Origin of the sequence: Psychromicrobium silvestre (assembly GCF_013408295.1) — a bacterium.
GTDB classification, from domain to species: Bacteria; Actinomycetota; Actinomycetes; order Actinomycetales; family Micrococcaceae; genus Renibacterium; species Renibacterium silvestre.
The window spans coordinates 1151917-1174099 of record NZ_JACBYQ010000002.1; the positions used below are offsets into that span (position 1 = coordinate 1151917).

General features: G+C 57.9%; 19 protein-coding genes and 1 riboswitch. Of the genes, 12 read left to right on the forward strand and 7 right to left on the reverse strand.

Annotated elements, in window-relative coordinates; all coding sequences use genetic code 11:
- Nucleotides 1–2: 2 nt before the first annotated feature.
- The 7 genes from FHU41_RS13300 to FHU41_RS13330 all read right to left on the reverse strand — a co-directional run bounded on the left by FHU41_RS13300 (nt 3) and on the right by FHU41_RS13330 (nt 8146).
- A complete protein-coding gene (locus tag FHU41_RS13300; RefSeq protein ID WP_179390100.1) occupies nt 3–1097 on the reverse strand; it encodes a substrate-binding domain-containing protein in 1095 nt (364 codons plus the stop codon).
- Between the two features lie 29 nt (nt 1098–1126).
- Entirely contained in the window at nt 1127–2470 is a 1344-nt protein-coding gene (locus FHU41_RS13305; RefSeq protein ID WP_179390101.1) for an ABC transporter permease subunit, read from the reverse strand.
- Between the two features lie 32 nt (nt 2471–2502).
- Entirely contained in the window at nt 2503–4059 is a 1557-nt protein-coding gene (mmsA, locus tag FHU41_RS13310) for a multiple monosaccharide ABC transporter ATP-binding protein (RefSeq protein WP_179390102.1), read from the reverse strand.
- Nucleotides 4060–4216: 157 nt separating this feature from the next.
- The gene (locus tag FHU41_RS13315) at nt 4217–5413 is read right to left on the reverse strand and encodes an ROK family transcriptional regulator (protein WP_179390103.1); all 1197 of its coding nucleotides are present in this window, start codon (nt 5411–5413) and stop codon (nt 4217–4219) included.
- A 157-nt stretch (nt 5414–5570) separates the two neighbouring features.
- Nucleotides 5571–6089 (reverse strand): gamma carbonic anhydrase family protein, encoded by a 519-nt coding sequence (locus tag FHU41_RS13320; RefSeq protein ID WP_179390104.1) that lies wholly within the window; start codon nt 6087–6089, stop codon nt 5571–5573.
- A 56-nt stretch (nt 6090–6145) separates the two neighbouring features.
- Nucleotides 6146–7030, reverse strand: a complete 885-nt coding sequence (gene purU, locus FHU41_RS13325; RefSeq protein WP_179390105.1) for a formyltetrahydrofolate deformylase — start codon at nt 7028–7030, stop codon at nt 6146–6148.
- Between the two features lie 21 nt (nt 7031–7051).
- Nucleotides 7052–8146, reverse strand: a complete 1095-nt coding sequence (locus FHU41_RS13330) for an FAD-dependent oxidoreductase (protein ID WP_179390106.1) — start codon at nt 8144–8146, stop codon at nt 7052–7054.
- Between the two features lie 92 nt (nt 8147–8238).
- On the opposite strand from FHU41_RS13330, the gene FHU41_RS13335 reads away from it, so the two are divergent.
- From FHU41_RS13335 to FHU41_RS13390, 12 genes are all read left to right on the forward strand, one after another.
- A complete protein-coding gene (locus FHU41_RS13335) occupies nt 8239–8769 on the forward strand; it encodes a GNAT family N-acetyltransferase (protein WP_179390107.1) in 531 nt (176 codons plus the stop codon).
- A 70-nt stretch (nt 8770–8839) separates the two neighbouring features.
- Nucleotides 8840–8937, forward strand: a riboswitch (ZMP/ZTP riboswitch).
- A 75-nt stretch (nt 8938–9012) separates the two neighbouring features.
- Nucleotides 9013–10290: a serine hydroxymethyltransferase gene (gene glyA, locus FHU41_RS13340; RefSeq protein WP_179390108.1), complete on the forward strand. Its 1278-nt coding sequence runs from the start codon at nt 9013–9015 to the stop codon at nt 10288–10290.
- 2 nt (nt 10291–10292) lie between these two features.
- The gene (locus FHU41_RS13345; protein WP_179390109.1) at nt 10293–11174 is read left to right on the forward strand and encodes a bifunctional methylenetetrahydrofolate dehydrogenase/methenyltetrahydrofolate cyclohydrolase; all 882 of its coding nucleotides are present in this window, start codon (nt 10293–10295) and stop codon (nt 11172–11174) included.
- Nucleotides 11175–11260: 86 nt separating this feature from the next.
- Nucleotides 11261–12376, forward strand: coding sequence for a histidine kinase (locus FHU41_RS15430; protein ID WP_179390110.1), 1116 nt, complete (start codon nt 11261–11263; stop codon nt 12374–12376).
- Complete coding sequence (locus FHU41_RS13355; protein WP_179390111.1) at nt 12373–13068, forward strand: response regulator transcription factor; 696 nt, start codon at nt 12373–12375, stop codon at nt 13066–13068. Before FHU41_RS15430 ends, FHU41_RS13355 begins: the two co-directional genes overlap by 4 nt.
- 128 nt (nt 13069–13196) lie before the next feature.
- Nucleotides 13197–13463: an SHOCT domain-containing protein gene (locus FHU41_RS13360; protein ID WP_179390112.1), complete on the forward strand. Its 267-nt coding sequence runs from the start codon at nt 13197–13199 to the stop codon at nt 13461–13463.
- Nucleotides 13464–13587: 124 nt separating this feature from the next.
- Nucleotides 13588–14229 carry a TetR family transcriptional regulator gene (locus tag FHU41_RS13365; protein ID WP_179390113.1) on the forward strand — a complete coding sequence of 214 codons (642 nt, stop codon included), beginning with the start codon at nt 13588–13590 and terminating at the stop codon, nt 14227–14229.
- 13 nt (nt 14230–14242) lie between these two features.
- Nucleotides 14243–17044, forward strand: a complete 2802-nt coding sequence (locus FHU41_RS13370; protein WP_179390114.1) for an MMPL family transporter — start codon at nt 14243–14245, stop codon at nt 17042–17044.
- 175 nt (nt 17045–17219) lie between these two features.
- A complete protein-coding gene (locus FHU41_RS13375; RefSeq protein ID WP_179390115.1) occupies nt 17220–17747 on the forward strand; it encodes a hypothetical protein in 528 nt (175 codons plus the stop codon).
- 1413 nt (nt 17748–19160) lie between these two features.
- Complete coding sequence (locus FHU41_RS13380; RefSeq protein ID WP_179390116.1) at nt 19161–20132, forward strand: ATP-binding cassette domain-containing protein; 972 nt, start codon at nt 19161–19163, stop codon at nt 20130–20132.
- Nucleotides 20125–20967, forward strand: a complete 843-nt coding sequence (locus FHU41_RS13385) for an ABC transporter permease (protein ID WP_246279617.1) — start codon at nt 20125–20127, stop codon at nt 20965–20967. Before FHU41_RS13380 ends, FHU41_RS13385 begins: the two co-directional genes overlap by 8 nt.
- Nucleotides 20964–21812: an ABC transporter permease gene (locus tag FHU41_RS13390; RefSeq protein ID WP_179390117.1), complete on the forward strand. Its 849-nt coding sequence runs from the start codon at nt 20964–20966 to the stop codon at nt 21810–21812. Before FHU41_RS13385 ends, FHU41_RS13390 begins: the two co-directional genes overlap by 4 nt.
- The last annotated feature ends 371 nt before the right edge of the window (nt 21813–22183 follow it).

Sequence of the window (22183 nt, forward strand, 5' to 3'; positions counted from 1 at the left end):
ACTTACTTGGTCAGCGCTTCCAGGGTGGGGTTGTTCTTGTAGGCCTCTGCTGCATTGGCCTTGGTGACGATGACCGGCTCAAGGTACTGAGTTGGTACTTCCTTGGAGCCATTATTGTCTTTTTCGTTGGTGGTCGGAGTCTTGCCTTCTTGCAGATCCTTCACCATTTGAATGGCCGCAGTCACCAAATTGCTGGTGTCTTTGTTGATGGTGGAGTACTGCTCCCCAGCCATGATCGACTTGACCGAGTCAACTTCGGAATCCTGGCCAGTTATCACTGGAATGGGCTTACCAGCGGCCTTGACAGAGCCAATAATAGCGCGAGCTAGGGTGTCATTTGGCGAGAGCACGCCATCCAGTGTTGCCGTTGAATACGAGCCTGCCAGCAAAGTGTCCATCCGTTTGCGAGCGTTCTCGGCAAGCCACCCAGCGGTAGCAGCAGCGTTTTGCGTGCTTTGCCCGGATACGATCTTGACGGTGCCGTCATCAATTTTTGGCTTGAGTACGCTCATCGCGCCGTCGAAGAACGGCTTCGAGTTAGCGTCATCGTTGGAACCAGCAAAGACCTCGATATTGTAGGGACCGTTGGGCTTTTTGGCCTTCATGCCAGCCAATAGTGCTTGCCCCTGCAGTTCACCAACCTTGAAGTTGTTGTAAGCCACGTAGTAATCAACGTCGCTAGTCTTGGTTAAGTCTCGGTCGTAGGCGATGATAGTCGCGCCGGCATCCTTGGCTTGTTTGACCTGAGTGCCCAGCTGACCACCGTCGACGGCGCCAACAATAATAACTTTGGCACCGTTAGTGATCATCGAGCTGATTTGATTCTGTTGCTCGGTAACGCCGCCATTGGCAAACTGAACCTCGCCCTTGAACCCAGCGTTCTTCAAACCGTCGTTGAACAAGCCTTCTGCTTGGACCCAGTTCTCGGAGGTCTTCTGCGGCAGTGCCACACCAATCAACGAACTTTTGTCGAAGCCGGCAGCGCCGCTAGAGCTAGAGCCGCTGCCAGAATCGCTTCGACCGCATCCGGTCAGGGCTAATGCCGAAATCGCCGCGATGGCCGCAACCGACGTCAGCGTCTTAGTGAATTTCACCATGGTTATCGCTTTCTTCTCAAATAAGGGGACTATTTTGTAGAGGTCTCTACTGGGACTTGCTCGGTGGGCGACTGCAAGCCCACCTTTTCCTTGCGGTTGGTGTTTTTCATCATCAAGCCAATGATCGAGGGACGACCCTGCGACTTGTTATAGACATCGATAGCAACAGCGATCAGCAGCACCAGGCCCTTGATGACTTGAGTCATATCAGCGCCCATTCCAATAAGCTGAAGTCCTTGGTTGAGTACTGCCATCACCAGTCCACCAATCATTGAACCGATCACGGTGCCTACACCGCCACTGACCGCTGCGCCGCCAATGAAGACGGCAGCGATAGCATCCAGCTCCCAGCCCGTACCATCTCCGGGACCAGATGCGCCAGCGCGTCCAATGAAGACCATGGCAGCAACCGCGGCCAGGATGGACATATTCATGATGACGAGGAAGTTGATCTTGCGACTCTTGACTCCGGAGAGTTCAGCAGCGTGCTTATTTCCACCCACCGCGTAGACATGTCGGCCCAAAATGGTCTTGGACGAGACGAACGCGTAGATCAGAACGAGGATGCCTAGGATGACCCCGGAGAAGGGGAACGAAGTGCCTTTGTTCCCTGTAGCGAATAGGTATGTAGCGTAAATGATAACTACTCCGACTAGCCCAATCCTGGTTACCGTAACCCAAAGCGGCGGCACAGTAGAACCGATCTTCACTGAGTTACTGCGAGAACGGAGCTCACCAAAGATGACGGCAGCGATACCGAGCAGACCGAGAAGTAAGGTTAGGTTATTAAAACCGGTGTCTGGCCCTCCCTCGGGGAGGAATCCGCCGCCTAAGAACTGGATCTCCTCAGGCACCGGGACCGTCGCGGAGTGCCCGATGGCTTGGTTTAGGCCACGGAATAACAGCATTCCCGCCAGCGTCACAATGAACGCCGGTATACCTACGACAGCGACCCAGAACCCCTGCCAGGCGCCAATAAGGGCCCCAAGCGCTAGACCGATGATGATCCCGAGCCACCACGGCACGCCCCAGTCTTGGATCACCAGAGCGACCACGATTCCGACAAAAGCCGCTACCGAGCCAACTGAGAGATCGATGTGACCAGCAATAATGACCAGCACCATGCCAATAGCCAGAATCAAAATGTAAGCGTTGCCGTTGACTAGGTTGATCATGTTCACAGGTGTAAGCATTCGACCGTCTAGGAACCCGTCCCAGGCTCGGGGGAAGAAGTTGAAGAAATTCATCCCGTTATAGGCATCGTCGAGCCTCATGCCGTGAAGCACTTGGAACAATAAGATCAGAATGACCAGTGCACCGATCATGCCGAACTGACGGAGATTGCCGCCGAAGATTTGTTTGACGTTATTCATCGTTGAAAGTCCCTGTTCCCTGAAAACTTCGCTTAGGCGGTCTTTTTAGCGGCTGTCATAAGCTTCATCAGGCTTTCCTGACTGGCTTCGTCTTTGTCTAGGACGCCGGTGATGGCGCCCTCGAAGATGGTGTAAATCCGGTCAGAAAGGCCGAGTAACTCCGGCAGCTCGGAAGAGATCACAATGACACCCTTGCCTTGATCAGCGAGCTTTTGAATGATGCCGTAAATCTCGTACTTAGCTCCGACATCGATGCCCCGAGTAGGTTCGTCCAGGATCAGCAGATCCGGATCGGTGAACATCCACTTGGCCAGCACAACTTTTTGCTGATTTCCACCGGAGAGCTTGGAAATGCCCTCTTCGACGCTCGGCGTCTTGGTTCGCAGTTGCTTCCGGTAATCCTCAGCGACGGAGTATTCCTCGTCGTCGTTGACCACCATATTGTGGGTGATCTTCTTGAGGGCCGCCGCAACCGTGGTGGTTTTGATGTCATCGAGCAGGTTGAGCCCCAGGCTCTTCCGGTCCTCGGTGACGTAGCCGAGGCCGTGGTTGATCGCTTGGGTCACATTGTGCAGGGTGATTTCCTTGCCATCCTTGATGATGGTGCCGGAGAGGAAGCGGCCGTAGGAACGGCCGAAGATGGAACGAGCCAACTCGGTTCGTCCGGCTCCCATCAGGCCCGCAAAGCCGACGATTTCGCCGCGACGAACCGCGAACGATTCGTTTTTGCAGACCATCCGATCGGCGATCTGGGGATGCGCGACGTTCCAGTTCTTAACCTCAAAGAACACCTCGCCAATATTTGGCGTGTGATCCGGGAATCGAGATTCCAAGGTGCGCCCCACCATGCCGCGGATGATCCGGTCCTCATCCACGCCGTCGGCTTTCACATCGAGGGTTTCGATGGACTTTCCGTCCCGGATGATGGTGATCGAATCGGCAACGGCTTCGATCTCATTAAGTTTGTGGCTGATCATAATCGAGGCGATGCCCTTGCCCTTGAGGCCACGAATCAGATCCAGCAAGTGCTGCGAGTCCGATTCGTTGAGGGCGGCGGTCGGCTCGTCCAGAATAAGCAGCTTCACGGACTTATTCAGGGCCTTAGCGATTTCCACCAACTGTTGCTTGCCGACGCCGATTTCCTTGACCGGGGTATCTGGATCGTCCTTCAGACCTACCCGAGCCAGCAGCTCGATGGCCGTCCTGCGGGCCTCACCCCAGTTGATCACACCGAACTTGGTGGGCTCGTTGCCCAGGAAAATGTTCTCCGTGATGGAAAGCTCCGGAATGAGGGCGAGCTCCTGATGGATGATGACGATGCCGGCGGCCTCGGAGGCGCGAATGTCCTTAAACCGGCAAACTTCGCCCTGATAGACAATGTCGCCTTCGTAGCTTCCGAAGGGATAGACGCCGGAGAGCACCTTCATCAGGGTCGATTTACCGGCACCGTTCTCGCCGCAGATGGCGTGGATCTCTCCTGCACGCACGGTGATTGATACCTCGGAAAGCGCCTTGACGCCCGGGAACTCTTTAGTGATTGATCGCATCTCCAGAATCACCGGAGCAGCAACAGTGTTGCTGTTTGACATGAAACATCCCTCCCAGTGGTGCTTCCGGAACGACTTCGTTCCAGGCTTATGTCTCAAGAAAAGTAAACTAGGTCACACTGCTTGTCGTCAAGTCTTGAACACAACAGCTCTGTAACAGTTCTCAGTTCTTCGTGTGGTTATGTCCTTACCGCGTCGTTCAGAGTGCGGAGTGGATGCCTTGCTGTTGAAAAACCAGGGTGGCGCCGCCCAGTGCCTCGGCCCGGTTACCTAGTGAAGACATCACGATCTGAGTGGACTCACCCACGGAGGGGACGGCGTGACGAATCAGGCCGCGGCGGATCGGATCGAGCAATAGCTCGCCCAGTTCAGCCAGCGGGCCACCCACCACGATGACTTCGGGATTGAGTAGGTTAGCCACATTGGCCATCGCCCGCCCAACTGCCTGACCGGCGTCGTCAATCACCCGTAGCGTGGCGGGATCGCGTTCGAAGGCGAGCCGGACGATATCCTCCGTGGTGATTGGTTCCGGGGCACCTCGGGAGAGCAGTTCGATCATGATCGCGGTGGAAGCAACGGTTTCCAGGCAGCCGCGATTGCCGCAACGGCAGATCATTCCTTGCTCGAAAATGGTGGCGTGGCCGATTTCTCCGGTGACTCCGTAGTGGCCGTAGTGTGGGCTGCCGCCAAGAATTAGCCCGGCGCCGATGCCGCTGCCAATTTTCACGAAGATCAAATCGCTGATCGTGCTGTGCGGGCCCCAGGTAACTTGCGCCAGCGCCCCGAGGTTCGCGTCGTTGTCGATATAAACCGGGACTTCCAGAGCACTTTCCAGCAGTTCCAAGATATTGATACCGACCCACTCGGGCAGAATAGCACCCTGGATGACGGTGCCGGTTCTGCTGTCGATGGGGCCCGGGATGCCGACGCCTGCACCCACCACAGCGCTGTGCTGCAATCCGGACTCCTCCAGAAGTTCGTTGAGCAGCCTGGCCGCGGCTTCGACTCCCTCGATCGCCAGATGGCCCAGCGGCAGCGGGACCGCACGTTCCGCGATAATCCGATAGTCCAGACTGGCGATGATCACCCGCACGTGGGTGCGGCCAACGTCGATTCCAACGGCGACTGCCCCCTCCGAATTCAGCCGCACCGAGACCGCTCGCCGCCCCGAACTGGTGGTCGGCGTGGTGGAGACCAAACCGTCGTCGGACATGATCTTGACAATATTCGACACCGTGGCGGTGGAGAGCCCGGTCTGCCGAGAGATCTCCGCCTGAGTGAGTGGGCCGGTGCCCAGTAGAGTCTCGACAATGCGCTGCTGATTGAGCTGGCGGAGTGCCGACTGCGAGCCAGGGTTGCGACGGGTTTTCGTCGTTGGACGTGGTTCGACAGACATATAGGTAGCCTGCATCACTTTGAGTTTGTCGTCAAGAAGTGAACGCAATAACTCTCGCCGAGTTCGCTTTTGAATCGCGTATTCGCGGATAAAAACAGGCGAATTCGAGACCGAAACGCGAACTCGCGCGGATAGCTGTAGCGGGCTGAGGCCGGCCTCAGCCGTGGAGTTTCCGGTGTTCCTGAGACAACTTCCGGTAGTGCTCGGCGTTCTCTTGGATTCCGACGAACTCCTGATCGCTGATCTCTCGGCGGACCTTAGCCGGAACGCCGGCAACCAAGGAACGCGGCGGGATCTGGGTGCCCTCGAGGACGACAGCCCCACCAGCCACCAAGGACCCGGCTCCGATGACGGCCCCGTTCATCACGGTTGCTCCCATCCCAATCAGACAATCATTCTCCACGGTGCAGCCGTGCACCACGGCCCCGTGGCCCACGCTGACGCCATCGCCAATAGAGGTGGGGAAACCAGGATCGGCATGCAGCACTACATTGTCTTGCAGGTTGCTATTGCTGCCCACCTTGATGTCCGCGACGTCGCCGCGCAGCACTGCACCATAAAAAGCGCTTGACCCCGAACCGAGGGTGACCCGGCCAATAATGCTGGCATTCGGGGCCACGAAGGCGTCTTCGGCGACGGCAGGGGCATTTCCGGAGAACTCATAAACAGGGCTCATGTTCTTACCGTACCGTCGTTTCGCTGCATCGAGCAGGACCCAGGGTCAGCATCGGATCAACTAAAGACAACGGTCCGGTTACCGTCCAGCAAGACCCGGTGCTCGGCATGCCAGCGCACTGCCTGGCTGAGAGTCCGCGCCTCCACCGCCCGGCCCATCTGCGCTAGGCGCTCGGATGGATGGGCATGATCCACCCGAATCACTTCTTGTTCAATGATCGGCCCCTCATCAAGATCACCGGTGACGTAATGTGCGGTGGCTCCGATTAGTTTGACACCGCGAGCGTGGGCCTGGGCATAGGGTCTTGCGCCTTTGAAGGAGGGCAGAAAGGAGTGGTGGATATTAATGGCTCGTCCGGTCAGATCCCGGCACAGCTCATCAGAGAGAATCTGCATGTATCGGGCAAGGACTACCAATTCGATATTCTCATCTTCGATGATGCGGCGCAGCTCTTGCTCGGCTTCGGCTTTGGAAGCCACCGGCACATGGTGGAAGGGCACCCCGTAGAAGGCAGCCATCTCGGCTAGCTCAGGGTGGTTGGAGACGATGGCCGGAACCGTGATGGGCAGCGTTCCTGAGCGTTGTTGGAAAAGCAACTCATTAAGGCAATGCGCTTCTTTGGAGGCCATGATCAGGGTCCGTACCGGTGCGCCCACGGGATGCAAGGTCCATTCCATCCCAAATTCTGCGGCCACCGGTGCCAGTTGGCCGCGCAAAGGTTCTAGGGGCGACGACGTCGCCACCTCAACACGCATAAAGAACCGGCCGCTGGGCTGCTCCGCACGGCCTTGCTGCTTTGCTGCCGCAGGGCTGCCATATTGTTGGGACTCCACGATGTTCCCGCCTGCTTCCAGCAGCGCCCCGCTCACGGCATGCACAATGCCGGGTCGATCCGGGCAGGAAAGCGTCAGGGCGTAGCTGGTGGGGTCCTGGACAGTCATGGTTCCAATCTAGTGGGTCGCTCAGGCCACTGGTTGCCGGTCTAAGGCTTCAAGTTGTTTCACCGCGGCCAGAGCGGCTGCCCGTCCGGCGCGGGTGGCGCCCAAGGTGGAAGCCGAGGCTCCATATCCGACCAGGAGCAGCCGGGGTTCTTTGATCACTCGGACGCCGTCCATCACAATTCCACCACCCGGTTCGCGAAGTCGGAGTGGGGCTAGGTGATCCAGTGCGGCCCGGAACCCGGTGGCCCAGAGCACAGCGTCCACCGGTTCCGCAGTACCGTCGTCGAAAACCGCGGAGTGCTCGCCGAGCGAGCGCAGTGGTCCGCGGGAGACTAAGATGCCGGAGTCGATGCCGTTCTGGTACATCTGGGTCATCGGTAAGCCGGTGACCCCGACCACGCTAATCGGCGGTAACCCAGCCCGGGTGCGCTCATTGACAGCCTGTTCGACGTCGCGACCCCAATCAGGGTTCTTGTCCAGGCACCGGAACTCGGGCGGACGGCGAGTCGACCAAAAGGTATGGGCTCCCACCGCAGCCAATTGCAAAAGGAACTGGGCTGCGGAGGTGCCACCACCCACCACTAGCACCCGCTCACCCGCAAACTCCTCCGCACTGCGGAAATCATGGGTGTGCAGTTGGCGACCGCGGAAATCGGCGGCACCCGGATAATAGGGCCAATAGGGTTTATCCCAGGTTCCGGTGCCACTGATCACCAGCCGAGTGCTGAAGTTGCCGGCCTCGGCCGCAACGGTGAGGGGGCCGCCGTCGTCGGCTGGAGTTTCCACAGTTTCGGGTGCAGACTGCACCGCAGTAACCCGGACCGGGCGCTTCACCTGTAGGTCGTTACGCTCTTCGAAGGCGGCATAGTATTCGGACACCAATTCGGATGCCGGACGGCCCGGGTCCGGGCTACCCATCGGGAAATCTGGTAGATCATGGATGCCGTGAGCCGCACCCAGGGTCAAGGAGGGCCAGCGATGCCGCCAGGCTCCTCCGGGACCCGCATTGGCGTCCAGCACCAAGAAATCAATGCCCGGGCGCAGGCCGCGGCGTTTGAGGTGATACGCGGCCGAGAGCCCTGCCTGGCCTGCACCGATGACGATGATCTGATACATGTTTCGGTCAACGAGCCAAACCGGGTGGTAATTCCCGCGGAAGGCACTGGGATGCCTGATCGCTCGATCACTGGCGTTGCTAGGCTGACCGAATGCAGATTAGTCTCCGCTCCTTTGAACCGGAATCCGAGGCAGAAGAACTCGCCAAATTTCTGAGCGAGAATCGCTGGCCCTTCCACGTCTACAGCGAGCTGACCCTGGAAGGGGTACGTACCAGGATTGCCGAAGGCGCATATGTGAATGAGGATAGGCAGACTTTTTGGATCGAAACTCCGGAACGGGTAGGGATCGCAGTCCTGGAGGACCTTCAGGACGACGCCCCACTCTTCGATCTCCGCCTTGCCGAGAGCGTCAGGGGCCAGGGCATCGCGGCTGCCGCACTTGGGGCGTTGACCGCCTTGGTCTTTGAACGTTTTCCGGACGTTCGTCGCTTCGAGGGACAGACCAGGCAGGACAATTTGGCGATGCGTCGGACCTTTCTCAAGAACGGCTTCGTCAAAGAAGCGCATTACCGTCAAGGCTGGCCGACGGCGGATGGCCGCTACCTGGACTCGGTGGCCTATGCGATCTTGCGTCAAGACTTTGAGACCGGCCAAACCACGCCGGTGGATTGGCAAGACTGAGCCAAGACAGAGCAATGCAGGAATTCTCGATCGTCGCGGATGCTGACTCGGGCCATGGGCTGAGCTAAACTGAGGAGGTCGCGACTGGCGTAAGGTGGTCCACCACCGGGGAGCGACACGGGGGCAACCCCACACGCAGACCATGGATCGAACGCCTGGGACCGGGGTCATCTCTGCCGCTGATGTCGTGAGTATCAGCCGGTAGTCTGACCAGTAGAAATCCCTTCGTCTTCAGGAGCATCCATGTCGAACGATCCCTCGAATCTTCCCCTTGCCGAACTCGACCCCGAAATTGCCCAGGTCCTCAAGGACGAATTGGGCCGTCAGCGCGACACCCTGGAAATGATCGCCTCGGAGAACTTCGCTCCCCGTGCCGTGCTGGAAGCCCAGGGCTCGGTATTGACCAATAAATATGCCGAAGGTTACCCCGGGCGGCGTTATTACGGTGGCTGCGAGTACGTTGACGTCGCCGAGAACCTCGCCATTGACCGAGTTAAGTCGCTCTTCGGAGCCAACTATGCCAATGTGCAACCGCATTCTGGCGCGCAGGCCAATGCGGCTGCTCTTGCGGCAATGCTCAACCCGGGCGAGAAGATTCTCGGCCTCTCGCTGGCTCATGGCGGGCACTTGACGCACGGCATGAAGCTGAACTTCTCCGGGAAGCTATACCAGGTAGCCGCGTACCAGGTGGAGGAAGATACCTTCCGAATCGATATGGACAAGCTACGGGAGCAGGCTAAGGCCGAGCGTCCGCAGGTGATTATCGCCGGTTGGTCGGCCTACCCGCGGCACCTGGACTTCGCGGCTTTCCGATCCATTGCCGATGAGGTCGGCGCGCTGCTCTGGACCGATATGGCGCATTTCGCAGGCCTGGTCGCCGCCGGACTGCACCCCTCGCCGGTGCCTTATTCCGACGTCGTGACCTCCACCGTGCATAAGACTCTGGCGGGTCCGCGCTCCGGTGTGATCTTGGCAAATGATTCGGAACGTTGGGCGAAGAAGCTCAATTCCGCGGTGTTCCCCGGGCAGCAAGGCGGCCCACTGATGCACGTCATTGCGGCCAAGGCGGTGGCTTTCAAGGTGGCAGCTTCGGCCGAGTTCAAGGAGCGCCAGGAACGAGTGCTAGAAGGTGCCCGAATCTTGGCGGATCGTCTGAACCAGCCCGATCTGACCGCGGCCGGTGTTTCGGTGCTGACCGGTGGTACCGATGTTCACTTAGTACTAGTGGACCTGCGCAACTCTGCGCTGGACGGACAGCAGGCTGAGGATCTACTCCATAGCATCGGGATCACGGTGAACCGCAACGCAGTGCCCTTTGACCCGCGTCCGCCGATGGTCACCTCCGGTCTGCGAATCGGCACCCCGGCCTTGGCTACCCGCGGCTTTGGTGGCACCGAATTTACCGAGGTCGCCGAGATTATTGCTTTGGCTCTGAAGGGCGGAAGCTCCGTTGAGGAACTACGCGCCCGGGTAGACAAGCTGGCGGCGGACTTCCCGCTTTACCCCGGATTGGAGGGCTGAACATGACGGCTCAGATTTTGGACGGCGAACGCGCGGCTACCGAGGTCAAATCCGAACTCGTGGAGCGGATCGCCGCGCTGACTGCTCGTGGGATAGCTCCTGGCCTGGCTACCGTTCTGGTGGGGGATGATGCCCCCAGCCATGCATATGTACGGATGAAGCACCGGGATGCTTCGGCGCTGGGTTTCGCCTCGTTCGAGCGTCGGCTACCCGCCGAAACCAGTCAAGAAGAGCTCGACGCGGTGATCGATGAGCTCAATGCCAATCCGGAGGTGCACGGCATTTTGGTGCAGATCCCGCTGCCCAAGCACCTGGATGAGCAAGCCGTGCTGGAACGGATTGACCCAGCCAAGGACGCCGATGGTCTGCATCCGGTCAATCTCGGCAAACTGGTGCTCAACGTGAACGGCCCCATCGACTCACCGCTGCCCTGCACCCCGGTCGGAGCCATCCAACTCATGCTCCGCAATGACATCGAGCTGGCGGGTAAGAACATTGTGGTGGTCGGCCGTGGCATCACCGTGGGCCGGGCCCTCGGGCTGCTACTCACTCGACGTTCGATCAACGCCACTGTCACTCTCACCCATACCGGAACCAAGGATCTGCCCGCCCACCTGCGGCAGGCCGACGTCGTTATCTCAGCGGTTGGTGTGCCGCACCTGATCAAGGCGGAAGACCTCAAACCCGGTGTGGTGGTGCTCGACGTCGGAGTGTCACGGGAGTTCGATGAAGCTACCGGTAAACCGAAATTGCTGGGAGATATTGACCCGGCGGCCGCTGAAGTGGCGGCCTGGCTCTCGCCGAACCCCGGCGGAGTGGGTCCGATGACCCGAGCCATGCTGATGAGCAATGTGGTCGCGGCGGCTGAGCGGCTAAGCGCCTGAGCTAGATACTCCTGCGTTAGATACTCCCGGGCTAGATACTCCCGGGGGAGTACATGGCGGCTGCCCGGAAACGCTAGGCTCGAGAAGTGAAATTCCGGGCAGCCTATGTTCGCACCGCGGTGATTGTTGTGCTGCTGGTGCTAATAGGCGTGGCTGGTAGCAGATTTGCGCTCCGCTGGCAGCCCGAGGCTAGGCATCTGGATTTCTGGGCTTATCTCTGCTTAGTTGCTGGCCCGCTTAGCCTGCTACTGCGGCACAAGTTCCCTGTCCTTATGGTGGGCTGTGCGCTGTTTTTTAGTGGGCTCTATCTCGTGCGGGGATACCCGACCGGCCCGCAGGCGCTCACCTTTGTGGTGGCAATCATTTTTGCGTTAATCGCGGGTCGTCGGCTGGCTGCCTGGATCGGCATCGGGCTGGGAGTGCTCGGGGTTGTCGTGGTCAACGCCCTGGCGGGCGGGGAGTACTGGGCTGTCAAAGCCTCCGCCCTGAGTGCTTGGTTGATCATCCTGGGCTTGATTGGCACCGGGATCCGGCTACGAGTGGAGCGAATCGAGCAGAGCAGGCGTCGCCGTCAGGAAAGGATGGCGGCCGCTCGAAGTGCCGAAAGGCTTGCGCTGGCCAGAGATATTCACGATGTGGTGGCGCATTCGCTCTCAACTATCAATGTCCGGGCCTCGGTGGCTTTGCACCTGGCACAGAAGGATCCGAGCCAGATTGAGCCAGCCCTGCAAGCGATCAAGAGCACCAGCAAGGAAGCGCTCGATGAGGTTCGCGAGCTGCTGGGGGTACTCCGAGAGGACGCACCGCTGGTACCCGCCAGCCTGCTGGAACGGCTACCCAAACTGATCGAAGACGCCCGCGGTACCGGCCTGCAGGTCAGCCTGCAAAGCAATCTGAGCCAGCCGCTCAGTGCCGAGCAGGAGGCAGCCAGCTATCGGATCATCCAGGAAGCCCTGACCAATATTGTCCGGCACGCGGGTGCCCAGCAAGTTTCGGTGGCGCTCAATAGTGCTGCTGGCTGGTTGAGGATCACGGTGGACGACGACGGCCGCGGACTTCAGGGGAACGCCGAAGGAAATGGCCTGCCGGGAATCAGGGAGCGAGTGTCCGGGCTGGGTGGCACCGTTGAGTTCCAGCCACGGCATCCCGGCCTGAGTGTTCAGGTTGCCGTTCCCTTGTCCCAAGAGAAGGTGAAGCCATGAGCGAGCGCATCGCCGTCTTGCTAGCCGACGATCAGAAGCTCATCCGAGCCGGATTCTCCGCGCTAATTAACGCGGAAGAAGATATGCAGGTGGTGGCCGAATGCGGCACCGGTGCGGAAGCGCTCAGACTGGCCAGACAGCACCGCCCCGAGGTGGTGCTGATGGATATCAGGATGCCCGATGGTGATGGTTTGGCTGCTACCGCAAAAATCAGCGCCGAACCCGCGCTCGCGGGCACAAAGGTGATCATCCTGACCACCTTCGAACTGGACGAGTACATTATTGAGGCAGTCCGGGCCGGAGCGGCGGGGTTCCTGGTCAAGGACACCGAGCCAGCCGAACTGCTTAGAGCAATCCGGGTGGTGGCAGAGGGGGATGCCTTGCTTTCGCCCTCGGTCACCAGGAAGATGCTTGCCCAGCTGGCGCAGCGTGCCCACACCGTGCACTTACCACCGGGGTTTGACGCCTTGACCGAACGAGAACGTGAGGTACTGAGCTTGGTGGGTGAGGGCTGCAATAACGCGGAGCTTGCGCATCGATTGTTCATCACCCCGTTGACTGCGAAAACTCACGTCTCAAGGATTATGACTAAGTTGGGGGCGCGAGATAGGTCGCAACTAGTGGTGCTGGCCTATGAGTCCGGGCTGGTGCAACTGGGCCGTTTAGAACGGGACCCGTACTCAGGCTCATAGCCCGGCTCGTAAACCCAGGGGAGTACGCCGGACCGCTCAGGTGACTCCCGCCGTCGGACGCACTTCCCGTGTCGAAGAAACAGACTTGAGATAAGGCCAAAGCGGCTGCATCAATCTGAGGAGTTGTCATGTTTACATCAATGGTCACAGCGGTTGCGGCGCACGGCGCCTGGGCTGGTCCCGGATTCTTTCCCTTGTTCCTGATCTTCCCCTTCATCTGGATCCTGCTGATCGGTTTCTTCATCTTCTTCGGCCGTCGGATGTGGTGGCGGAACCGCCAAACCACTTCCCGGCAAGGGGCGGAGTCCGTGCTCCGGGAGCGATACGCCCGTGGTGAGGTGGATGAGACCGAATACCGGGCCCGGCTGGAGGTGCTGCGCGCGGACCACCGCTAGCTCTGCCAGGCTTTTCGAACGCTGTGATCCTTGGAACCGTTCTTGTTCACTCAAAACGGTTCCAAGGATCACAGCGTTTTCTTTTGATTTGCACATAGTGCAAAGTTGCACTTAGTGTATTTACGTGAATCAAAGCACCGAGGCGCCGAATCGGCGTGAACTCAATAAGGCGGCGACCAGAGAAGCAATTGTGAATGCGGCCCTGGAACTGCTGCGGAGCAAGGGCCTGAACAATTTCACCGTGGAGGATGTGGCTGAGGCCGCAGGAATCTCCCGGCGAACCTTTTTCAATTACTTTTCCTCTGCGGAAGCCGCTATTGCCTCGACGTCGGAAGCATTTCTGGAACAGATCACCGAGAAATTTTCTGAACGCCCTGCCCAGGAACCACTGTTGGACTCCGCCCTGCAGGCGCTCCGTGCGCTCGCCGATCCAACCAAGTTGGCCATCGTGGCAGAGGTGTACAGCCTGACCTGGCAATACGATACGATCGGGCGCTTTCAGTCAGAGATCTGGGGTGACTGCGAAGCGAAGCTTGTCGAGGCGGCAGCCCTCCGAATCGACCCGGAAGCGAATGTGCTCTATCTGCGGTCGCTGATCGGCTCCATTATGGCCTGCGGAAAGGCCTCGATGGAGGTCTGGTTCGCTAAGCACGGCACCACGATCAGCCCTGAATCGCTGGACGACCTACAAAAACTTCTCATCGAAGCCATCGGCCACTTGCGCGACGGTTTCGTGCTCAGCAGCCCCCAAGACTCTCAAGAATAGAACGGACTCTACAATGGCGCTTTTGTTGTACAGATTGGGTAAATTCTCCGCTAAACACCGATGGTCGGTGGTGGTGGTCTGGCTGGTCATCCTGCTCGGCGCCGGTGGCGCCGCGGCGGCTTTCCACGGCCAGATGTCTAATAACTTCCAGATTCCGGGCACCGAAACGCAGCGCGTGCTCGATCAGCTCGAGCGCGATTTGCCGTCTTCTGCCGGGGGTAGCGCTGGCATCGTTTTTCAATCGGAGAACGGTTTCACTGCCGCGCAAAAGACGGCGGTGGCTGCGGCTCTTAAAGACTTGACAAGTAAAGACTATGTGCAGGCGATAGCCGATCCTTTCGAGCGGCAGAAGCAACTTGACGACGGCAAGGCACAACTGGCCGCTGCGCAGAAGAAAATTGACGATGGCAATGCCCAGCTCAGTTCAAAGGACAATGAGCTAGAGGCTGCCCGCACTCAGGTGGGGCAGCTCAAGGCGACCCTGGCCGAGGCAGTGCCGCCCAATCCTCCCGCTCTTGTGGCCCAGTATCAGGCAGCGAGCGCACAACTTTCCGCCCAAGAGGCGCAGTTGGCCGCGGCGAAGGCTCAATTGGTCGCTGGTCAGGCGAAGATCGATGCCGAGCGGAAGCCGATTGACGCCGCAGCGGGACTGCGGTTTGTTTCGGAGAACAATCAAGTGGCGATGGCTCAGGTGCAGTTCAAGGTATCGCTCTATAGCTTGCAGCCCAGTGATCGGCAGCAAATCCAGGATGTGGTCAACGCGGCCACCAGCTCCGGGGTGAAGGTTTTCTACGATAAGGAGATCACCCAGGACATTTCGGAAATCTTTGGCACCGCGGAGATCATCGGCGTGGTCATCGCAGCCATTGTGCTGATGGTGATGCTCGGCACCTTGATTGCGGCTGGCCTACCGCTGGTGATGGCGGTGATCGGCGTGGGTATTGGCGTCGGCGGTACCTTCGCGCTGACCGGAGTGATCGAGATGAGCTCGATTTCGCCAATGCTCGCGCTCATGCTGGGCCTTGCCGTTGGCATCGACTATTCGCTCTTTATTGTGAATCGGCACCGGCAGCAGTTGCTGGCCGGGATGGAGCTGCGCGAATCGATTGCCAAGGCCACCGGCACGAGCGGTAACGCGGTGCTCTTCGCTGGCTTGACCGTGGTGATCGCGCTGGCAGCGCTCTCCGTCACCGGCCTGCCGTTCCTGGCGGTGTTGGGCTTGGCTGCGGCGGCCACGGTAGCGATTGCGGTGTTGATCGCGCTCACCCTGACCCCGGCCATACTGAGCCTGGTGGGGAACCGGATTGTTTCCAAGCGGGCTTGGCGGAACGCGGGGGCAGCTGCGGAAAAGTCTCAAAAGCAGGCGGCCGACGGCGCTCAGCCGGCTGAGTCTGTCGAGTCCACTGGACGAGGGGCCCGCGCTGAGCTTGAGAAGCGTGGGAGTGGCTGGGTGGGCCCACAGTCACGTGGGGCCCGCGCTGAGCTTGAGAAGCGTGGGAGTGGCTGGGTGGGCCCACAGTCACGTGGGGCCCGCGCTGAGCTTGAGAAGCGTGGGAGTGGCTGGGTGGGCCCACAGTCACGTGGGGCCCGCGCTGAGCTTGAGAAGCGTGGGAGTGGCTGGGGAGGTTTGGTGACCCGGCATCCCATCCTGACCTTGGTCGCTAGTATCATCGTACTCGGTGTGGTGGCTCTGCCCGCGCTGAACCTGCGTTTGGCGCTGCCCGACGGCGGCTCGGAACCGGTCGAATCCAGTGCCTATCAGGCCTATCACCTGGTGGGCGACAACTTCGGTCAAGGGATGAACGGCCCCATCGTGGTGGTGGGTGATCTGCCCGCCGGATTGAGCGCCGAACAGGCCAAGCAGAAGCAATACGATGTGGCAGATCGGCTGCGCAAGATCAACAATGTCAAGGCTGCGGTCCCGGTAGTGCTGAGCGATGACCGGCGCACCGCGGTGTTCCAGGTGATCCCCGCAGAAGGTCCGGCGAGTGCCAGTACTGTCCAGGTAGTCTCCGACCTCCGAGCTGATGGCGGCAGCATTAAGGCCGCGACCGGCGTCCAAATTGGTCTCACCGGGCAGACCGCGGCGAACGTGGATGTCTCCAATAAGCTGGGCGAAGCTCTGCCGCCCTATCTCGCCATTGTGGTGGGTCTATCGCTGATCCTGTTGCTTCTGGTATTCCGGTCGATCCTGGTTCCCTTGCTGGCCACCGGCGGATTCCTGCTCTCCTTGGCAGCCGCTTTCGGCGGCGTGGTAGCGGTCTACCAATGGGGTTGGCTGGGCAGTTTCTTCGATGTGCACGACCCCGCTGCGGTGCTGAGTTTCCTGCCGATTATCGTGATCGGGGTGCTCTTTGGGCTAGCGATGGACTATCAAGTGTTCATCACCTCGGGAATGCGGGAGTCCTTTGCTCACGGCGAGACCCCGCAGCAAGCGGTGCGCAGCGGCTTCAGTCATGCGGCGCGGGTAGTAGTCGCGGCCGCGATCATCATGGCCAGCGTTTTCTCGGGCTTCATCTTCTCCCATCTGACCATGATTCGTCCGCTCGGCTTTGCCCTGGCGTTCGGAGTATTACTCGATGCCTTCGTGGTCCGGATGACCATTGTTCCGGCGGCTATGCACCTGCTGGGTAGGGCTGCCTGGTGGACCCCGCGCTGGTTGGATCGAATTCTGCCGGATGTTGATGTGGAGGGCGCAAAGGTGGTGGCTCTGCACGAGGAAGCTGCGACGAAGGCTGCGAATAGTGATGCGAGTAGCGAAGAGGAAGAGCCCGTTCAAACCCAGTATGAAAGAGTCTCTGCATCCGGATCTTAAGCATGGACCACCGGTTGGGCCTCATTGGGATTGGACAGCCCCCGGAAAGATAGCTTATAGAATATTTGAAAATGGCAAGATAATTCTTAAAGGCGGGAAGTGAGCTGGAATGAAAGTATCTCTAGACGTACCTTCAGATTTATCTCAGGCGATTTCCTGGGTCGAGGATTGTCTTATGAATGGTCCTGAACTAGATAAATTAATTTCAAAGTCTCTTGATCGATTTACGGCAGCAATTATTTTGGCCCCCCCTCAGGGAAAGAGTGTAATTGAGGTGGATAATACATCTAGACTTATTGAAATGAATCACAGTGATACGGTGGCTGAGAATGTCATGAAAAGATTAGCATTGTGTGGTATGGAAACCTTGATCGTCGAGGATGATATTCCGGTCCGGAACGACTCTTCGCTTGGAGAGATAGCCTACCTTGATGAAACAGTAATACGATGGCGAAGTTTCTCCGACAGTCCTAAGGATCTTGTGACTCTTATGAGGGAAGGTGCTACAGGATATCCAATGGTAGCTTACGTTTCCAATGTATCCTCAGAGGAGCTTAAAATTGAATCAGGAGTTACGATTACTGTAGATCAGCAGTCGAAAATCTCTGCTACAATCCAGGCTGTAATTGTCACTATATATGATGCGGAAGCTTTTTTGATGCTAGGGCAGCAGTCTACTATTTCCAAAGTAATTCAATGCTAGAAGACGGTCAGAGTTAGTCCGTTAAGTATTCACTCGTCAAATTGATAAAATCGATCACCAGGAATAGCTGGACGAGGATCCATGAGAACGCTCAAGCATACTTTTTTATGAAGGATACGTCGTTCTAAAGAAACTTTTTGGATACATTGGAGCTCCGCGGCCCTGCTCCCCAAGAACTTGATAAGGATGATGCGTTGATTTGGGTAAGTATCAATCTTGATCAAGATGGTGACCTTTTTGAGCTTGAATAGTTTTAAGTCTGCCACAGCACCCATAATTTCACGCCCCTCTACTGATGAAGAAATTCATTATGGTCCTCCGAGAGGGGGGCTATGGGTCAAGAGGCTTATAAGAGTATCGGCCTAATCGCTGATCAGAGTTTCAGTCTTTATTCGATAATTTGAAGGAATTATACTTCCGCGGCGTAGAAATGATTTGATTGAAGAGGCTCAATGCTCGGAGGCAGGAATTCATTATCATCGCAGGTGGCGCTGGTGAACAAATTTAAATATGACGAGAGTCGAAACTTGTATGAACTCTTATGAATATTCCGCCGGGTTACCAACAAGCTAAATCTTCCTGGGGTTATTGACTTAGGTAGATTATCGTCCGATGCCTTGGCGGCAGGCGTGGACAGTGCTTCACAAATGGAGTTGGCCGCTTATTCCGAGAGTCTTGATTCAGGGATGAGGACCGCTATTTCTCGGACGATTGCAGGGCAGCTAAATTTTCCTGCGATCAATAGTGATGATCAATACCTTCATGTTGTATTGTATCTGGCTAGAATGGTTTCACTGGGAGTTTTGAATTCTCTAAATTTTGCTTTTTACTTATAGGTTGTCATAAATAAGATCTATAGCTCGCTGAGTGATGTTCCTGTGGAGCTAAATGTGGTAATCGCCCTGAGTGTTGGATATTCTGATTATTTGGATTACGTAGATCTAGGTCAACGAAGTTCCGTTTCCCTTAAAAAGCTTGAACTTGAGAGCAGGGTAATTGCAAGTAACGTTCTTAAAAGATTCGACTGGCCAAGAGTGTTTTTCTAAGTAACGCGGATGAAGGGGGAGTTCAAAAAATACTAAAACTCATAGTGAGATAATGAATAACGCTCTAAATATTTTTCGATTTAGTGGCAGATGATCTTTCTGACCTCATGAAGACGCGCTCATCGAAGATGGTCGGTGGAAGGCTTTAGCGAATGCCGCCGTCAAGTCTTGGCAGTTCTTGCACAGAAATCACATCTGGCCCACCCGAAAACATGGGATATTCCCGCTAATGATGGGCGCCAGGATCTTCCGCACCCGACCACCGGCCGAGGGGTAGCCCAAAGGTGGAAGGCAAATGCCCAAACCTGCCACCACAAAACGCCAGCGACCTCTTATCAAAATCGAATATTTGTACTAGCCTATTCTGGTGCTCAACGAAGAACTCGCCCCGGCATCCTCAGCCCAAAATCAACGGAACGCACCAGTGGTTTCGGCCAAGGAGCTGCGCAAAACGTATGGTGACTTCACCGCCGTCGACGGTATTTCCTTTGATGTGGCCCCGGGGGAGTCTTTCGGTCTACTTGGCCCCAACGGCGCCGGGAAGTCCACCACGATGCGGATGATCGGCGGTGTTTCCCAACGCACTTCCGGCCAGTTGAACATTATGGGTCTGGACCCGGAGCAGCACGGCCCGCAGGTCAGGGCTCACCTTGGCGTGGTGCCGCAGCAGGACAATCTGGACGAGGAACTCAAGGTCCGGGACAATCTGATCATTTATGGTCGCTATTTCGGTCTGCCGTTGAGCTATCTCAAGCCCAAGGCCGATGAACTTCTCGAATTTGCTCAGCTGACCGATAAGGCCAATGCCAAGGTGGATTCGCTCTCCGGCGGCATGAAACGGCGGTTGACCATTGCCCGCTCGCTGGTCAACGATCCCAAGATTCTGCTCCTCGACGAGCCAACCACCGGCCTAGACCCGCAGGCTCGGCATATCCTCTGGGATCGCTTGTTCCGACTCAAGGAGGCCGGCACCACGCTGATCTTGACCACGCACTATATGGACGAAGCGGAACAGCTTTGCGACCGCTTGGTCGTGGTGGATAAGGGGCGGATCATGGCGGAGGGCTCGCCGTCGTCCTTGATCCGTGAATACTCCACCCGCGAGGTCCTGGAGCTGCGCTTCGGTTCGGAACGGAACGCCACCGTGGCCGAGGAGCTGAAGGGGATCGGGGAGCGCAGCGAGACGCTGCCGGATCGGGTACTAATCTATGCCGACGACGGCGAGGCCGCGCTTGAGCAGGTCTCTAACCGTGGGCTACACCCGCTGACCTCCCTGGTGAGACGTTCCAGCCTTGAGGATGTTTTCCTCCGGCTGACCGGGAGGAGTCTCATTGACTGAGCTACGTACGCCGCTTCCCGTTCCGCTCAGCCCGGAGGAATCCGCAGCCAAGGCGGTTCGCTTCGGGTCCTGGTATTTTGCCGAGCAGGTGTTGCGGCAGATGCGGGTTTATCTGTGGTCGGTGATCGCTTATTCGATCGGATCACCACTCGCCTACCTCTTCGCAATGGGCATGGGACTGGCCTCCTTGGTCAATGCCAGCGCGCAGAACCAATTTGGTGGGGTCAGCTATCAAACCTTCATCGCTCCAGCCCTGGTCGCTTCCACGGCGCTAATGTCCGCGGCGGGCGAATTCATGTTCCCGGTGATGGACGGCTTCAAGTGGCGCCGGCTGTATTTCGGCCCGCACGCCTCTCCGCTCACTCCGGAACAAATCGCTAAGGGACATGTGATCGCGGTCTTCCTGCGGATCCTGTTGCCCACCGCGATTTACTACGTGATCGTGCTGCTGTTCCAGGCCGCTCCGAGTCCCTGGGGCTGGTTCTCCGTGCTGACCGCCACCCTGGCTGCCATGAGCTTTGGGCTGCCGCTGATGGCCTGGACCGCGACCTTGAAAAACGACGCCGGCCAGTTCGCCGTCGTACAGCGGTTCATAGTGATGCCGCTTTTCCTGTTCTCCGGCACGTTCTTCCCGCTCACCCAGCTGCCCTGGTTCTTGCAGTGGATCGGCTGGATTTCCCCACTCTGGCACGCCACCGAGCTGGGCAGGGCGCTCAGCTTTGGTTATCAGGAGCCAGGCTGGCTGAGCATCGTGCATCTCGTTTACCTCTTGGCGCTGGCCGCCTTGGGTTGGGTGCTCATCCAGCGCAACTTCGCGAAAAGGATGAACGTATGAGCCAGACGGTGCAGCGTCAGCTGGGGTTGTCGGCTCCCGAGCATGGACCGCGCCAAAGCCGTCGATTTGGCGCGCTGTATTCCGGCAACGCCCGATCGGTCATCGCTCGAGGCCTGCTGGCCACTAAGAGCACCAATTGGCTAGTGATGGTTTCCGGCTTCTTCGAGCCCGTGCTGTATCTGCTCTCAATGGGTGTTGGCTTGGGTGCGCTGGTGGGTACCGTGATGGGACCGGGTGGCCAGCCGGTCAGTTACGCCGCCTATATCGCCCCAGCGCTGTTGGCCACCTCGGCAATGAACGGTGCGGTTTACGATTCCACCTGGAACGTGTTCTTCAAGATGAACTTCGCCAAGCTCTACCAAGGCATGCTCTACACCTCGCTGGGGCCGCTCGATGTAGCGCTAGGGGAGATCTTCCTGGCCTTGCTGCGTGGCCTGGTCTATGCCACCGGCTTCACCCTGGTGATGGCCGTAATGGGACTGATCACCTCCTGGTGGGCGCTTTTGATGATTCCGGCCTCGGTCTTCATCGCCTTCGGCTTCGCCAGCTTTGGTATGGGCATCACCAGTTTCATGAAGACCTTCCAACAGATGGACTGGATCAACTTCGTGATGCTGCCGATGTTTCTGTTTTCCGCAACCTTCTACCCACTTTCGGTGTACCCCGAGCCGATTCAGTGGTTGATTCAAGCCATGCCGCTATGGCACGGAGTGGAGCTTCTGCGCGAACTCGGTGCTGGAGTAATCGGGCTGGGAACGCTCTGGCATCTTCTGTATTACCTGGTAATGATCGCCTTCGGCCTAGTGCTGACCACGAGCAGATTGCGCAAGCTTTTCCTGCGCTGATTTCGGTCCTTGATCGCGGACTCATGCTGTCCGCAATACCCTTCTCCGTGCTGGCCAAACGCTGAATGATTGATTTCATCATCGGTACTGGTCGATGGGAAGAGACAAGATGTTTGAGTTGTACGGTTTTCAGGAGCGGGAATTGACCCGACGGGCTGAACGGGCTCGGGTTGTCAAGGAGTTGCTCGCAAATTTGCGAGCCGAAGGGCAGCGATCCGCGACGGTAAGTTATCGAGCATCCGAGAGCCGGATTCATCGCCCACGGGAATACCGGCCGAAGGTAGCACCCCCTTGTTCTGCGGCACCGACCGGTGGGATGAAAATCTGATCTGCACGGTGGTAGTCCGGAACCAGGTGTTCAAAAGCAGTGT

Coding starts and splice junctions, on each gene's coding strand:
- FHU41_RS13300 (WP_179390100.1), bottom strand. CDS start 1,097: ATGGTGAAATTCACTAAGACGCTGACGTCGGTTGCGGCCATCGCGGCG.
- FHU41_RS13305 (WP_179390101.1), bottom strand. CDS start 2,470: ATGAATAACGTCAAACAAATCTTCGGCGGCAATCTCCGTCAGTTCGGC.
- mmsA (WP_179390102.1), bottom strand. CDS start 4,059: ATGTCAAACAGCAACACTGTTGCTGCTCCGGTGATTCTGGAGATGCGA.
- FHU41_RS13315 (WP_179390103.1), bottom strand. CDS start 5,413: ATGTCTGTCGAACCACGTCCAACGACGAAAACCCGTCGCAACCCTGGC.
- FHU41_RS13320 (WP_179390104.1), bottom strand. CDS start 6,089: ATGAGCCCTGTTTATGAGTTCTCCGGAAATGCCCCTGCCGTCGCCGAA.
- purU (WP_179390105.1), bottom strand. CDS start 7,030: ATGACTGTCCAGGACCCCACCAGCTACGCCCTGACGCTTTCCTGCCCG.
- FHU41_RS13330 (WP_179390106.1), bottom strand. CDS start 8,146: ATGTATCAGATCATCGTCATCGGTGCAGGCCAGGCAGGGCTCTCGGCC.
- FHU41_RS13335 (WP_179390107.1), top strand. CDS start 8,239: ATGCAGATTAGTCTCCGCTCCTTTGAACCGGAATCCGAGGCAGAAGAA.
- glyA (WP_179390108.1), top strand. CDS start 9,013: ATGTCGAACGATCCCTCGAATCTTCCCCTTGCCGAACTCGACCCCGAA.
- FHU41_RS13345 (WP_179390109.1), top strand. CDS start 10,293: ATGACGGCTCAGATTTTGGACGGCGAACGCGCGGCTACCGAGGTCAAA.
- FHU41_RS13355 (WP_179390111.1), top strand. CDS start 12,373: ATGAGCGAGCGCATCGCCGTCTTGCTAGCCGACGATCAGAAGCTCATC.
- FHU41_RS13360 (WP_179390112.1), top strand. CDS start 13,197: ATGTTTACATCAATGGTCACAGCGGTTGCGGCGCACGGCGCCTGGGCT.
- FHU41_RS13370 (WP_179390114.1), top strand. CDS start 14,243: ATGGCGCTTTTGTTGTACAGATTGGGTAAATTCTCCGCTAAACACCGA.
- FHU41_RS13375 (WP_179390115.1), top strand. CDS start 17,220: ATGAATGGTCCTGAACTAGATAAATTAATTTCAAAGTCTCTTGATCGA.
- FHU41_RS13390 (WP_179390117.1), top strand. CDS start 20,964: ATGAGCCAGACGGTGCAGCGTCAGCTGGGGTTGTCGGCTCCCGAGCAT.